The sequence below is a fragment of the Shewanella electrica genome, assembly GCF_022321485.1.
Classification (GTDB): Bacteria; Pseudomonadota; Gammaproteobacteria; order Enterobacterales; family Shewanellaceae; genus Shewanella; species Shewanella electrica.
Genome location: NZ_JAKOGG010000002.1, coordinates 231543 through 246484 on the forward strand (window position 1 = coordinate 231543; position 14942 = coordinate 246484).

Annotated in this window: 12 protein-coding genes and 3 tRNA genes; 11 read left to right on the forward strand and 4 right to left on the reverse strand. The window is 47.8% G+C overall.

The window, feature by feature from the left end:
- The first annotated feature begins 215 nt into the window (after positions 1 to 215).
- Entirely contained in the window at positions 216 to 989 is a 774-nt protein-coding gene (gene miaE / locus L9G74_RS03545; protein WP_238894905.1) for a tRNA isopentenyl-2-thiomethyl-A-37 hydroxylase MiaE, read from the forward strand.
- A gap of 140 nt (positions 990 to 1129) precedes the next feature.
- Here the strand turns inward: miaE and L9G74_RS03550 are convergent, their stop codons facing one another.
- Positions 1130 to 1858, reverse strand: coding sequence for a UDP-2,3-diacylglucosamine diphosphatase (locus L9G74_RS03550; RefSeq protein ID WP_238894906.1), 729 nt, complete (start codon positions 1856 to 1858; stop codon positions 1130 to 1132).
- A 7-nt stretch (positions 1859 to 1865) separates the two neighbouring features.
- On the reverse strand, positions 1866 to 2360 hold the full coding sequence (locus L9G74_RS03555) for a peptidylprolyl isomerase (RefSeq protein WP_238894907.1): 495 nt from the start codon (positions 2358 to 2360) through the stop codon (positions 1866 to 1868).
- 146 nt (positions 2361 to 2506) lie between these two features.
- Here L9G74_RS03555 and cysS point away from each other — a divergent pair, with 146 nt between their 5' ends.
- Complete coding sequence (cysS, locus tag L9G74_RS03560) at positions 2507 to 3886, forward strand: cysteine--tRNA ligase (RefSeq protein WP_238894908.1); 1380 nt, start codon at positions 2507 to 2509, stop codon at positions 3884 to 3886.
- Positions 3887 to 3963: 77 nt separating this feature from the next.
- Here the strand turns inward: cysS and folD are convergent, their stop codons facing one another.
- On the reverse strand, positions 3964 to 4821 hold the full coding sequence (gene folD / locus L9G74_RS03565; protein WP_238894909.1) for a bifunctional methylenetetrahydrofolate dehydrogenase/methenyltetrahydrofolate cyclohydrolase FolD: 858 nt from the start codon (positions 4819 to 4821) through the stop codon (positions 3964 to 3966).
- Positions 4822 to 5118: 297 nt separating this feature from the next.
- Here folD and L9G74_RS03570 point away from each other — a divergent pair.
- The 9 genes from L9G74_RS03570 (at position 5119) to ppiD (ending at position 14098) form a co-directional block, all read left to right on the forward strand.
- Positions 5119 to 5195: transfer RNA gene (locus L9G74_RS03570), tRNA-Pro, on the forward strand.
- 68 nt (positions 5196 to 5263) lie between these two features.
- Positions 5264 to 5340: transfer RNA gene (locus tag L9G74_RS03575), tRNA-Arg, on the forward strand.
- 8 nt (positions 5341 to 5348) lie between these two features.
- Positions 5349 to 5424 (forward strand) — tRNA-His (locus tag L9G74_RS03580).
- Positions 5425 to 5675: 251 nt separating this feature from the next.
- The gene (gene tig, locus L9G74_RS03585) at positions 5676 to 6986 is read left to right on the forward strand and encodes a trigger factor (RefSeq protein WP_238894910.1); all 1311 of its coding nucleotides are present in this window, start codon (positions 5676 to 5678) and stop codon (positions 6984 to 6986) included.
- Between the two features lie 90 nt (positions 6987 to 7076).
- Complete coding sequence (gene clpP / locus L9G74_RS03590) at positions 7077 to 7685, forward strand: ATP-dependent Clp endopeptidase proteolytic subunit ClpP (protein ID WP_238894911.1); 609 nt, start codon at positions 7077 to 7079, stop codon at positions 7683 to 7685.
- Between the two features lie 92 nt (positions 7686 to 7777).
- Positions 7778 to 9055, forward strand: a complete 1278-nt coding sequence (clpX, locus tag L9G74_RS03595; protein WP_238894912.1) for an ATP-dependent protease ATP-binding subunit ClpX — start codon at positions 7778 to 7780, stop codon at positions 9053 to 9055.
- 131 nt (positions 9056 to 9186) lie between these two features.
- The gene (gene lon, locus L9G74_RS03600; protein ID WP_238894913.1) at positions 9187 to 11544 is read left to right on the forward strand and encodes an endopeptidase La; all 2358 of its coding nucleotides are present in this window, start codon (positions 9187 to 9189) and stop codon (positions 11542 to 11544) included.
- Positions 11545 to 11787: 243 nt separating this feature from the next.
- A complete protein-coding gene (gene hupB / locus L9G74_RS03605; protein ID WP_500142656.1) occupies positions 11788 to 12075 on the forward strand; it encodes a nucleoid-associated protein HU-beta in 288 nt (95 codons plus the stop codon).
- Between the two features lie 160 nt (positions 12076 to 12235).
- Positions 12236 to 14098, forward strand: coding sequence for a peptidylprolyl isomerase (ppiD, locus tag L9G74_RS03610; RefSeq protein WP_238894914.1), 1863 nt, complete (start codon positions 12236 to 12238; stop codon positions 14096 to 14098).
- Between the two features lie 140 nt (positions 14099 to 14238).
- Here ppiD and ung read toward each other — a convergent pair whose 3' ends face one another.
- Positions 14239 to 14907, reverse strand: coding sequence for a uracil-DNA glycosylase (gene ung / locus L9G74_RS03615; protein ID WP_238894915.1), 669 nt, complete (start codon positions 14905 to 14907; stop codon positions 14239 to 14241).
- Between the last annotated feature and the right edge of the window lie 35 nt (positions 14908 to 14942).

Consider the following 14942-nt stretch of genomic DNA (forward strand, 5'->3'; position numbering starts at 1 on the left):
TGGCATCAGGCAATGTTGTTGCCCTAAGGGGGGTTGTCGACGCCTGCTCAACTTTGTTACAGCTTGATTAGTTGATTAAGCGTCGTCGGCTGCGCCTCGTGCATAATGCGTTTAGTTTGCACGAAAATTAAATGCTAAAGGTCAACAGCCCCTAGGCAGCTTTCGGCGCGATTGTTAGAATCGCTGGCAATTTTTTGCAAGTTAGTGTTTTTGTTATGTACCAACAACTACTGGCGCCAGTGCGTGAATTCCTCGGTTGTGAAACCCCTGACGCATGGATTGAGGCTGCCGCCCAACCTGAGCGTTTATCGCTGCTGCTGATTGATCATTGCAATTGTGAGCTCAAGGCGGCGCAAACGGCGATGTTCCTAATCCGTAAATACGCGGTGGATGATGCCAGTGGCCAACTGTTACTTGAATGGGCTCGGCCATACGAAGAGTTTGTTTATCATCGTGACCGCGACCTTGAGGCGTTCATGGCGCGCGATAGTCGCAAGAATGAACTGGCAGCGCAGCTTAAGCCGAAAGCGGGTTTTGCCCACGGTGAAGACTTAATCGCTAAGATGGTACGGTTGATTAAAGAGGAGTTTCATCACTTTGAGCAAGTGCTGGAGTTGATGCAAGCGCGTGACATTCCTTACAGCAATATTCGGGCTGGCCGTTACGCCAAAGGATTGATGCGGCAGGTGATCACCCATGAGCCGCAAACCTTAATCGATAAACTGATTATCGGCGCGTTAATTGAAGCGCGTTCTTGCGAGCGTTTCGCTAAGTTAGCGCCACATTTGGATGATGAACTGAGCCGATTTTATGTGTCGTTGCTACGTTCAGAGGCGCGCCATTATCAGGATTACTTGGCGTTGGCCGCGGCAATTGCTGGCGAAGATATTAGTGAGCGCGTGACGTATTTAGTCGCCAAAGAAGCCGAACTGATTCTCCAGCCGGACGATGAATTCCGTTTTCATAGCGGCGTTCCATTTGTGGCTTAACCGGCGGGTATTTTTGAATAAAGCGCTGAGAACACCATTCGGCGCTTTTTATTTGTGGGCGTGTACTATTTGATCTGCAGAAGCGCTACGCTATGTGTGGTGCTTAGTTGGAATTGGGTAACTGTAGCCCCTGCGGCTACCTACACCGTCTGGTTATTGCTCGCAAACGGCAGTGATTGCAGTTCCATACCGTCGGGCGTCACGACTAATACGCTGCCTTGCTCATACCAATCACCCACCACTGCACGGGTTTTACCGTTGGGTAGGGCATGGATTGCTGGCCGATGTGTATGACCGTGGATCATCAGCATCGCATGTTCGCCCTCTAACAGACCACATACAGCCTCTGGCGTCACATCCATAATTTGTTCGTGTTTGGTTTGGTTTTGCTGTTTGCTGTTGGCTCGTAACTTGGCGGCAATCGCCAGTCGTTTTTTCTTGGTCAGCAACTTGAACCCTAAGCGAACCAACGGGTTGTTGCGAAAACGGCGGAATTTCTGGTAGTCATGATCCAGCGTACACAAACTGTCACCGTGCAGTATCACAGTGTTTTGCTGATATAGCTTAGTGATGAATATTTCGGGTAGTAATTGCATGCCGGCACGTTGAGCAAAACGTTTGCCTAGCAGAAAGTCACGGTTACCGTGGACAAAGTAGAGCGGAATACGCTGGCTGATGTGTTTGAGCTTGTCGGCAACTTGCAGCGCAAACGGCTCCGCCAAGTCATCGCCAACCCACACTTCAAATAGGTCGCCCAAAATATATAGGGCGTCCGCTTGTTCGATATTATCTAAAAAGCGGAAGAAGGCATCGAGGATATCCGGTCGATCTGCACTTAGGTGCAGATCGCCGATGAACAAAGTTTGCATGCGATGCTTATTCGCCAATGCTCACTTTTTCAATCACTACCGCTTCCAATGGTACGTCTTGGTGCATACCGTGGTTGCCAGTAGCAACGTCTTTGATTTTGTTGACAACGTCCATACCTTCAACAACTTCACCAAATACGCAGTAACCCCAACCTTGCAGAGATTGGCTCTTGTGATCCAAGAAAGTGTTGTCGTTGACGTTGATGAAGAACTGAGCGGTAGCTGAGTGTGGATCTTGAGTACGTGCCATCGCGATAGCACCGACTTTGTTGCTCAGACCATTGTTAGCTTCGTTTTTCACCGGTGCATTGGTCGGCTTTTGTTGCATATCTTTAGTGAAACCGCCGCCTTGGATCATAAAGCCATCAATCACGCGGTGGAAGATGGTGCCATCGTAGAAGCCTTCTTGTGCATATTGCAGAAAGTTTGCTGCGGTTTCAGGCGCTTTCTCTTCGTTCAGTGCCAGTTTGATATCGCCGTGGTTGGTGTGCAAAGTGATCATAGTAGTTCCTTTGAGCTAAATTCGTGGGCGGATTCTAACTTATCCATCAATGGCGCGAAAGGGCGGTATTCAAGAGCATGGTGCAATGCTAAACTCTTGAGCCAATTTCGAGCCACGCGTTTATATAGAGTACAAGAGAAAATTCGATGTTGAAGATTTACAACAGTCTGAGCCGCCAGAAAGAGGAATTTAAGCCAATTGTCCCCGGAAAAGTGGGCATGTATGTCTGTGGTGTGACCATTTACGATTTGTGTCACATAGGACATGGCAGGACGTTTGTGTCGTTTGACATGATTGTGCGCTATTTGCGGTATGCAGGTTATGACGTCAATTTTTTGCGTAACATTACCGACGTGGATGACAAAATTATCAAACGCGCCAATGAAAATCGCGAAAGTTGCGATGCATTAACTGAGCGTTTGATCGCCGAAATGCATGCGGATTTTGATGCGCTGAATATGCAGCGCCCTGATTTCGAACCGCGCGCCACTTTGCACATCAACGAAATCATTGAGATGGTTGAACAGTTGATTGCACGTGGTCACGCTTATGTGGCAGATGATGGCGATGTGCTGTTCAGCGTTGAGTCATATAAACAATACGGCCGTTTGTCTGGGCAAGACTTAGAGCAACTGCAAGCCGGTGCTCGTGTTGAAGTGGATCAGGCCAAGCGTAATCCAATGGATTTCGTATTGTGGAAGATGTCAAAACCCGGCGAACCGACTTGGGATTCGCCATGGGGCGCAGGTCGCCCAGGTTGGCATATCGAATGTTCAGCGATGAACAGCAAACACTTAGGTGCCCATTTTGATATTCATGGTGGTGGTTCTGACTTGATGTTCCCACACCACGAAAACGAAATTGCTCAATCGTGCTGTGCCCATGACACTAAGTACGTCAACTACTGGATGCACACCGGCATGGTGATGGTCGATAAAGAGAAGATGTCGAAATCACTCGGTAACTTCTTCACCATTCGTGATGTGTTGGCACACTATGATGCGGAAACCGTACGTTACTTCCTGCTGTCGGGTCACTATCGTAGCCAACTGAACTACTCAGAAGACAACCTCAAGCAAGCACGTGCTTCACTTGAGCGTATGTACACTGCGCTGAAAGATCTGGATTTAACTGTTGCGGCAGCAGGTGCTGACGAATACGTTGAGCGCTTTAACGCGGCGATGGATGATGATTTCAACACCCCTGAAGCTTACTCAGTGCTGTTTGATATGGTGCGTGAAATTAACCGTCTAAAAGCCACTGATGTTACTGCGGCATCTGCATTAGCCGTTGCGATGAAACAACTGGCTGACGTACTAGGTATTTTGTCATCTACGCCAGAAGCCTTCTTCCAAGGTGAAAGTAATGATGACGAAGTGGCAGAAATCGAAGCGCTGATCGTTGAGCGTAACCGCGCCCGCGCCGAAAAAGACTGGCCAGCCGCCGATAAAGCCCGTGACCGTTTGAATGAACTGGGCATTGTGCTGGAAGATGGTGCTAACGGCACAACTTGGCGTAAAAAGTAGTTGTTGCTCATCATCTGAAGCAGATAAATAGCAAAGCCGACATCATGTCGGCTTTTCTGTCTCGTTCAGGCGGCTGATTAATTATCGTGATACTTTTCAGCGGCAAACAAGGTGTTTTCTAACAGGCTGGCAATAGTCATTGGTCCCACGCCACCGGGTACTGGGGTAATAAAACTGGCGCGTTCAGCTGCCGCCGCAAACTCCACGTCGCCCACTAAACGACCATCAGCTAAACGGTTAATACCCACGTCAATCACTACGGCGCCGGGCTTAATCCACTCGCCCGGAATAAAGCCGGGCTTACCAACCGCTACGACCACTAAATCAGCACGACTGACTTTATCTTGCAAATCGTGAGTAAAGCGATGACAGGTAGTGGTAGTGCAACCGGCGAGTAACAGTTCCAAGGTCATCGGCCGACCGACAATATTAGACGCACCAACCACTACCGCATCTAAACCGTGGGTCTTGATGCCGGTTGATTCAATCAACGTCATGATGCCTTTGGGCGTGCATGAGCGCAGTACCGGAATACGTTGCGCGAGGCGGCCAACGTTATAGGGATGAAAGCCATCAACGTCTTTGTCGGGTTGGATGCGTTCGATGACTTTGGTGTCATCAATATGTGCCGGCAGTGGCAGTTGCACTAAAATACCATCAATGCTGCTATCGGCATTGAGGGCGTCAATCAGAGCCAATAATTCAGCTTCGCTGGTGTCTGCAGGGAGATCATAAGAGCGGGATAGAAAACCCACTTCCTCACAGGCTTTACGTTTACTACCAACATAGACTTGCGATGCTGGGTCGCTGCCGACCAAAACTACCGCGAGTCCCGGAATATGTTGACCAGCCGCTTGGCGGTCGGCGACTTTTTGTTTGAGTTGTTGTCGAATGGATTGGGCTATCGCTTTGCCATCTATTAGTTGGGCAGTCATGGGTGTAGGGGTTCCTTTGTTATGGCGCGATGTTTGAAAAAACGGCGACATTTTAACAGTCGCGACATTGGGTGTCATGGTGATTGGTGCGCCAGAACACAGAATTTGCCATTTGCAGCACTAAATTTCAGCATCTGAATTTATTGCTCAAAAAAATCGTTGACGCAGTGGGGGCGAATCGCTAACATGCGCTCCGTTCTTAGGCGGCAGGCTGATTTTAGAGATAAAATACAGTGATGCGTCAAGGTTAGCTAAACTCAAGAGTTGTAGTTAACTTAATAGCTTAAGCAACTCCCTCGGTGATTAGCGCAGCCCGGTAGCGCATCTGGTTTGGGACCAGAGGGTCAAAGGTTCGAATCCTTTATCACCGACCAAATTTAAGGGCAGTGTGCTATATACATTGTCAGTACCGAACAGGATGCAACATGATGTTGCTAACCTTGCGCCCGTAGCTCAGTTGGATAGAGCATCCGCCTTCTAAGCGGATGGTCGCAGGTTCGAATCCTGCCGGGCGTACCATTTCAGTGGTGATTGTAGCTCAGTTGGTAGAGCCCTGGATTGTGATTCCAGTTGTCGTGGGTTCGAGCCCCATCAGTCACCCCATTATTTAGATTTCAAAAAAAGCGACCTAAGGTCGCTTTTTTTGTACCTTTTATCGGCCATTGTGGCTCGACTCCTCGCTGGGGCATGGCTATAATGCTGCGTCTTGATAAACATCAACAATTGTACGACAGATGTTCGCGTGGTTTATTTAGCGGCATTTAAGTCAACATAATCGTCAAGAAACGAATACCTGAATAGTTGATCAAATGTCGGCTATAAAAAGGAAGTTAGACACATTTCGAGGTAAAAGAATGCAAGTTTCTGTTGAAACAACACAAGGCCTGGAGCGTCGCCTGACCATCTCCGTACCTGCAGAACAGGTAGAAAAACTGGTAAAAGAAAACCTGCAACGTGAAGCTAAGCGCGCACGTATCCCTGGCTTCCGTCCAGGTAAAGTGCCTGTCAGCGTTATCGAAAAACGTTATGGCAGCACTATCCGTCAGGATATTACTGGTGAGGTGATGCAACGCAACTTTATCGAAGCAATCATCGCTGAAAAGCTGAACCCAGCTGGTGCGCCAACTCTGACTCCAGGTGCCACTGAAGGTGAACAGTTTGAATTCACAGCAACTTTCGAAGTGTATCCAGAAGTGGAACTGAAAGGTGTTGATGCAATCGAAGTTGAAAAACCAGTTGCTTCAGTACAAGACGCTGACGTTGACAACATGATCGAAACTCTGCGTAAGCAACACGCTACTTTCTCTGCAGTAGCACGTGAAGCCGCAGAAGGCGACAAAGTGATCATCAACTTTGTTGGTAGCATCGACGGTGAAGAGTTCGAAGGCGGTAAAGCTGAAGATTTCGAACTGCAACTGGGTGCTGGTCGCATGATCCCTGGTTTTGAAGAAGGCGTTACTGGCCACAAAACTGGCGAAGAATTCGATATCGACGTTACTTTCCCTGAAGAATATCACGCTGAAAACCTGAAAGGTAAAGCAGCTAAATTCGCTATCACAGTGAAAGAAGTTCAAGGTGCTGAACTGCCAGAAGTCAACGAAGAGTTTGCTACTCGCTTTGGTATCCAAGAAGGCGGCGTTGAAGCGTTGAAAGCTGAAATCCGCAAAAACATGGAACGCGAGCTGGAACAAGCGCTGAAAGCGAATGTTAAAGAGCAAGTGATCGAAGGTCTGTTGGCTGCTAACGAAGTTGCACTGCCAAAAGCACTGATCGACGGTGAAGTCGACGTATTGCGTCGTCAAGCGCTGCAACGCTTCGGTGGTCAAATGAACCCGCAGCAAATGCCAGAACTGCCAGCTGAACTGTTCACTGAACAAGCTGAACGTCGCGTGAAAATCGGTTTGCTGCTCGGTGAAGTTATCAAAGGTAACGAACTGAAAGCTGAAGATGACCGCGTACAAGCGCTGATCGCATCTATGGCTTCTGCCTACGAAGATCCAAAAGAAGTTGTTGAATATTACAACAGCAACAACGAGCTGATGCAGAGCATGCGTAACCTGGCTCTGGAAGAGCAAGCCATTGAAGCCGTACTGAAATCTGCCAAAGTGACCGACAAAGACGTTGCTTTCGAAGATTTTATGAACAAGGCTGCTGGCCGCGCGTAAGCGAGACTTGACTTAATCCGTCAGTCGCCATTTATAATGGCTCGTATGAGGTCCCTCATGCGGGCCATTTTTATTTAGGGAAACATAAGAATGCATACACCTCAGTCAGTGATGAATGCTCTAGTACCAATGGTGGTAGAACAAACCTCAAAAGGCGAACGTTCCTACGATATCTATTCGCGTCTGTTAAAAGAGCGGGTAATTTTCATGGTAGGCCAAGTAGAAGAGCACATGGCTAACCTGATCGTGGCGCAGTTGCTGTTTCTTGAATCTGAAAGCCCAGACAAAGATATCTCTTTGTATATCAACTCACCAGGCGGTTCTGTCACTGCAGGTATGGCGATTTATGACACCATGCAGTTTATCAAACCGAACGTAAGCACGGTGTGTATTGGTCAAGCCGCCAGTATGGGCGCGTTTTTGTTGGCCGGTGGTGCTAAAGGCAAGCGTCATTGTTTGCCAAATGCGCGGGTGATGATCCACCAACCACTGGGTGGCTTCCAAGGTCAAGCGTCTGATATCGCCATTCACGCGCAAGAGATTTTGGGCATCAAAAATAAATTAAACGGTTTGCTGGCCGAACATACTGGTCAACCGCTCGAAGTGGTTGAGCGAGATACCGACCGTGATAACTTTATGAGTGCTACCCAGGCGCTGGAATACGGCTTGGTCGACTCGGTAATTTCACGACGCGAATAGTAAGTTTTAGGCTGAAAAATGCCACTTTCTGAGCTAAGCTCAGTAGGATGTGTTAAGCAGTGCGTAGTGCGTGCTGCAAATGAGGAACAGTAATGGCTGACAATAAAAACGGTGATAACGGTAAACTGCTGTATTGCTCTTTCTGCGGAAAGAGTCAACACGAAGTGCGTAAGTTGATTGCCGGTCCGTCCGTTTATGTTTGTGACGAATGTGTAGAGTTGTGCAACGACATCATTCGCGAAGAGATTAAAGACATCTCACCAAAACGCGATCAAGAAAAATTGCCAACACCGAAAGAGTTAAGAGCGCATTTGGACGATTATGTTATCGGCCAAGTTCAAGCTAAAAAGGTGCTGTCGGTTGCCGTCTACAACCATTACAAACGCTTAAAATTTGCAACGCCAAAAGATGGCGTTGAGTTAGGTAAGAGTAATATCCTGCTGATCGGGCCGACTGGTAGCGGTAAGACTTTGCTGGCGGAAACCTTAGCGCGTTTCTTGGATGTGCCATTTACCATGGCTGACGCCACCACACTGACCGAAGCCGGTTACGTGGGTGAAGACGTGGAAAACATCATCCAAAAGCTGCTGCAGAAGTGTGATTACGATGTAGAGAAAGCGCAGCGCGGTATCGTATATATCGACGAAATCGACAAAATCAGCCGCAAATCTGACAACCCATCTATCACTCGCGACGTGTCGGGTGAGGGCGTACAGCAGGCGTTGCTGAAACTGATTGAAGGTACGGTAGCCGCTGTGCCACCACAAGGTGGCCGTAAACACCCTCAACAAGAGTTTTTGCAGGTTGATACCTCGAAGATCCTGTTCATTTGCGGTGGCGCATTTGCTGGGCTTGAGAAAGTGATTGAACAACGTGCTCATGTTGGTAGCGGTATTGGTTTTGGCGCAACCGTCAAAGGTGAAGCTGATAAGAAAAATATCACCGACACCCTGTTGCAGGTTGAGCCAGAAGACTTAGTGAAATTCGGTTTGATCCCTGAATTCATCGGTCGTCTGCCGGTGGTCGCAACCTTGGGTGAACTGGATGAAGCTGCACTGGTGCAAATTCTGTCGCAACCTAAAAACGCTATCACCAAACAGTACGCTGCGTTGTTTGATATGGAAAAGGTTGAGTTAGAGTTCCGCGATGATGCACTGAAAGCTATCGCTCAAAAGGCGATGACCCGCAAAACGGGGGCGCGTGGTCTGCGTTCTATCGTAGAAGCGATTCTGCTTGATACCATGTACGAATTGCCATCATTTGAAAATGTGGTCAAGGTCGTGATTGACGAATCTGTGGTTAACGGTGAGTCAGAACCTATCCTGATTTATGAGAGCAATGAGTCACAAGCTGCCTCAGGTGAACATTAATTGTGCACTTAGGTATCAGTTTGAAAAATAAGGAGCCTTAACCGGCTCCTTTTTTTATTTTTAGCATTGAAAGCAGTGATCACGCCCCAATATACTCTGAGTAATACTATTAACTGGAACGGAATCAAGCTATGACCATAGAATCAGAAGCGCGAATCGAATTGCCCGTGCTGCCATTACGAGATGTGGTGGTTTACCCCCATATGGTAATTCCGTTATTCGTCGGCAGAGAAAAATCCATCCGTTGTCTTGAATCGGCAATGGAACAGAATAAACAGATCATTCTGGTTGCTCAGCGTGACGCTGATATGGATGAGCCTACGACAGATGATATTTTTGATGTTGGTACCGTTGCCTCGATTTTGCAGCTACTTAAGCTCCCTGATGGCACCGTCAAAGTATTAGTCGAAGGTGGTAAGCGCGCCAAGATTGGCAAATACACGAAAGACGACGAATACTTTGTTGCGACTGCAGACTATCTTGAATCCGAAGCGATGGATGAGCGTGAAGAAGAAGTCTTAGTGCGCAGTGCGATTGGTCAATTTGAAGGCTACATCAAACTCAATAAAAAAATTCCTCCTGAAGTACTGACTTCCCTCAGTGGTATTGAAGAAGCAGACCGTCTGGCAGATACCATGGCGGCGCATATGCCATTGAAACTGCAAGATAAACAGTCAGTGCTTGAAATGGTAAACGTTGCTGAACGTTTAGAATATCTGATGGCGATGATGGAAGCGGAAATCGACTTGCTACAAGTTGAAAAACGCATTCGTTCACGCGTTAAAAAGCAGATGGAAAAGAGTCAGCGTGAGTATTATTTGAATGAGCAGATGAAAGCCATTCAAAAGGAACTTGGTGATCTTGATGAGGGTCATGACGAATTTGAAGTCTTGACTCGTAAGATCGAAGAAGCGGGCATGCCTGCCGATGCCAAGGAAAAAGCCTCCGCTGAATTGAATAAACTGCGCATGATGTCACCGATGTCTGCGGAAGCTACTGTCGTTCGTAGCTACGTTGATTGGATGACTTCAGTACCGTGGAAACAACGTTCAAAAATTAAACGAGATCTGTCAAAAGCTGAAGCTGTGCTGGATACCGACCATTACGGTCTGGAAAAAGTGAAAGAACGTATTCTGGAATACTTGGCGGTGCAAAGTCGCGTTAAGCAGCTGAAAGGCCCGATCTTATGCCTAGTCGGCCCACCAGGGGTTGGTAAAACCTCGCTGGGTCAATCCATCGCTAAAGCGACAGGGCGTAAGTATGTGCGCGTTGCCTTAGGTGGCGTGCGTGATGAAGCGGAAATCCGTGGTCACCGCCGTACTTACATCGGTTCTATGCCGGGTAAGATCATTCAGAAAATGTCGAAAGTAGGCGTCAAGAACCCACTGTTCTTGCTCGATGAAATCGACAAAATGAGTTCTGACATGCGTGGTGACCCCGCATCTGCGCTGCTAGAAGTGCTAGATCCAGAGCAGAACGCGACCTTTAACGACCATTACTTAGAAGTCGATTACGACTTATCTGATGTCATGTTCGTCGCAACGTCAAATTCGATGAATATTCCCGGTCCATTGCTGGACCGTATGGAAGTGATTCGTCTGTCTGGCTATACCGAAGATGAAAAACTGAATATCGCCAAAGCGCACTTGTTGCCAAAACAGATTGAACGTAATGGCCTTAAAGCCAGTGAAATCACCGTGGATGACAGTGCCATTATCGGTGTTATCCGTTATTACACTCGTGAAGCCGGTGTTCGTTCATTGGAGCGTGAACTGTCGAAGATTTGCCGTAAAGTCGTCAAGCAAATCCTGCTCGATAAAGACGTTAAACATGTGGAAGTGAATCAGGATAACCTGAAGTCATTCCTTGGCGTACAACGTTTTGACTACGGTAAAGCGGAGTCTCACAACCAAATCGGTCAAGTGACCGGTCTGGCGTGGACCGAAGTGGGTGGCGATCTGCTGACCATCGAGGCCACTTCTGTGCCGGGCAAAGGTAAATTGACCTATACCGGTTCGTTAGGTGATGTGATGCAAGAGTCGATTCAAGCCGCATTGACCGTTGTACGAGCGCGTTCTGAACAGCTAGGCATTAACGGCGACTTCTACGAAAAACGTGATATTCACGTCCACGTCCCTGAAGGTGCTACGCCCAAAGATGGTCCATCTGCGGGTGCCGCAATGTGTACTGCGCTGGTATCAAGTTTGACCGGTAACCCTGTGCGTGCTGATGTGGCTATGACAGGCGAAATTACGTTGCGCGGCGAAGTCTTACCTATCGGTGGCTTGAAAGAAAAGTTGCTTGCGGCTCATCGTGGTGGCATCAAGCTGGTGTTGATTCCAAAAGAAAACGAACGTGATCTGGAGGAAATTCCAGCAAACGTCGTGGCTGATTTGGAAATTAGACCGGTACGTTGGGTGGACGAAGTCCTCGATTTAGCACTAGAGAGACCGGTAAAAGGCTTTGAAGTTGTTAAAAATTTGGACTAACGCAACAAAAAGCAGCTTTCGCTAAAAAAAACTGAAAAAAAGGGCTTAACAAAAGCACGACCTGTGATAGCCTAAGTTCCGTGGAGAGCCAGACCGCTCAAGCCCTTGAGGTGTCTGGCTTTGAGCTGTATCGAAATACATAAACTTGGTTTTCCATCTGGGCTTGAACTTTCAAATCAAGCTTGTTATAAAAGCCTCCGCAGACCGCTCGAGAGAAGGACTTGGTTGCGGCGCGAAAACTACATTCAAGGGGATGACATGAATAAATCTGAACTAATTGAGAAAATCGCTTCTGGTGCCGACATTTCTAAAGCCGCTGCCGGCCGCGCACTGGATTCTTTTATCGCTGCTGTGACTGATGGTTTGAAAGAAGGCGATAAGATTTCTCTTGTTGGTTTCGGTACTTTTGAAGTGCGTGAACGTGCAGAGCGCACTGGTCGCAACCCACAAACTGGGAAAGAGATCAAAATCGCAGCTGCTAAAATCCCAGCATTCAAAGCTGGTAAAGCGCTGAAGGATGCTGTTAACTAATTGAAACTTGTTGGCGTAAAGCGATTCGTTTTACCGGACGCGCAGTCCGACAAGCAAGCAATTACGCAGTGTTTTTTAAACTGCAGTAAATAAAACAATAGGCGCATCCATTATGAGATGCGTCTTTTTTTTAACCAACATCGCATAAGCGAGATATCTGATGTTAGATAAGTTGCGCGACGGAGCACAGAGCATTGTAGCCAAAGTGATTTTGGTGCTGGTGATCCTGTCTTTTGCATTTGCAGGGGTAAGTAGCTACATGGGCAGTGGCTCAGAGACTGCTGCAGCCATCGTGAATGGTGAAAAAATTTCTAAAGCCGAGCTAGATCAAGCATATCAAAGTGAACGTAACCGCTTGCAGCAACAGCTGGGTGATATGTTCGACACACTGGCGGCCAACGACAGCTATTTAAACAGTGTGAAGCAGGGCGTATTGCAGCGTTTGGTTGCTCAACGCTTAATCAATCAAGCCGCGAATGAGCTTGGTTTACGCGCTTCAGATGAACAAATTAAAGAGGCAATTCGTAACGAATCTGCATTCCAAACTGCCGGCACATTCGACAACAATCGTTACTTGTCGATATTGCGTCAGATGGGGTACACCGTATCTAGCTTCCGTGATGCAATGCGTGGCGATATGACTCGCAATCAGTTGGTCAACGCGTTAGTCGCTTCAGACTTTGCCTTAAAAGGCGAAACCGAAGCTCTGGCTAAGCTGCAAGCACAAACTCGCGATATTCGTTTTACTACGGTGGACGCAGCGCCATTTGTGGCGAATGTGAGCGTCAGCGACGATGAAGTGTCTAAATACTACGAAGACAATAAGTTGCAGTTCCAACGTCCAGAGATGGTCAGCCTTGAATATATCGAGCTGAGCGCCGCTGCGCTGAGTGAGACTATCAATGTTAGCGATAGCGACGCAAAAGCTTATTACGATGAGCATGTTGCTGACTATCAAACCAAAGAGAAACGTCAAGCCGCCCATATTCTGATTGAAGCGACCACCGATGACGCGGCCGCTAAAGCTAAAGCGGAAGAGCTGGTTAAGCAGCTTAAAGCGGGGGCTGATTACGCCGAACTGGCTAAAAAGAATTCTCAAGATTCTCTGACTGCTGATAAAGGCGGTGAGCTGGGTTGGTTTGAAGCGGGTGTGATGGATCCCGCGTTTGATTCGGCGCTGTTTGCTTTGAACAAAGGTGAAGTTTCTGACGTAGTGAAAACGCCTTATGGCTATCACATCATCAAGTTACTCGATGTTCAACCGAGTGCCGCTGCACCTTTCGAAACGGTAAAAGCGCAGATTGTGCAGAAAGTGAAGATGGACAAAGCGGTTAACGAATTCTACACGCTGCAACCTAAGCTGGCAGACACTAGCTACGAAGTACCAGATACTTTGGAAGAAGCGGCTAAGGCAGTAAAACTGCCAGTGAAAACCACTGAGCTGTTCAGCAAAGCAGATGCCCCCGTTCCGTTCAACGCACCTGAAGTATTGAAAGCGGCATTCTCTGATGATGTATTGTCAGGTATGAACAGTAACGTATTGGACGTCGCGGATAACGATGTCATGGTTGTGCGTGTTAAACAGCACGAAGCCGCAGGCTTAAAACCGTTTGCTGAAGTTAAAGACCAAATCGCAGCATCGCTGAAACAGCAAAAAGCTAATGAACAGGCTAAAGCGAAAGCAGAAGCGTTATTAGCTGCTGTTAAAGCGGGCGATACCAGCGTAGCGCTTGAAGCTCATAAAGCTGTTGCGCGTAACGCGAGCGACGTGGACTCTGCAATTGTGGCGCAAGCGTTCAAAATGGCTAAAGCTTCTGAAGGGCTAACAGCAGATGTTGCGCAAGTTGCAACGGGTTATGCTGTGGTGGTGGTGGATGGCGTTAACACACCAGCCAACGCGCCGGAAGAGTTGGTCAGCGGCCTGCAAGAGCGTCTTGCAAGCCAATATAGCCAAGCGGATTATCGTGCTTTGATTGAGCTGTTGAAATCAAAAGCTGAAATCACTTATCCGGAAGCTTCATAGCACATCGGAACCTTGTAAAAAAACCGGCATTGATTGCCGGTTTTTTTGTGCTCTCACGCCACTCGTCATGATCGTTTTTCTCTATGAAGTCGATTACCCCGCAAGCTAGCCGATTACCTCTGGAGGCGCCGCAATCGTCGCTAAAGCTGCCAATCAATCGGTGTTTTTCCTTGTTGCCGCAAATATGCGTTAGCTAAGTTGAAATGATTACAGCCAAAAAAGCCTTTATTAGCGGAGAAAGGCGAGGGGGGAGCCGCTCGTAGCACCAAATGTTTATGCTTATTTACGTGTGCTGCTTTTTCGCCAGCGTGGCGTCCCCACAACATAAATGCCACTCCTTGACTGTAGTGATCAATTTGTTCGATCACTTTATCGGTAAAGCGTTCCCAGCCTAAGTCTGCATGGGAATGCGCCTTGCCTGCTTCTACGGTTAACACTGTGTTGAGCAATAACACGCCTTGCTCGGCCCAGCGGGTGAGGTTGCCATGGTTGGGCACGTTAAAGCCGCTGACAGTATGCTGTAGCTCGAGAAAGATATTTTGTAGTGACGGCGGTGGATTAACGTTAAAAGGCACTGAGAAGCTTAATCCGTGCGCTTGATGGGCGCCATGGTAGGGATCTTGCCCAATGATCACCACCTTGAGCCGTTCGAATGGGGTTAACTTGAAAGCGTTAAAGGTATCTGCTTGAGCAGGATAGATGGTTTTACCTGAGGCGCGCAGTTCATTAACCGTATGCAAAATTTGGCGAAAATAGGGCTGGTTACGCTCTTCATTGAGCAAATTTTTCCATGTGAGTTCTGTCGTCATGTTCTCTAGAGTTGTGGTCTTTTGTTGATGGCTTT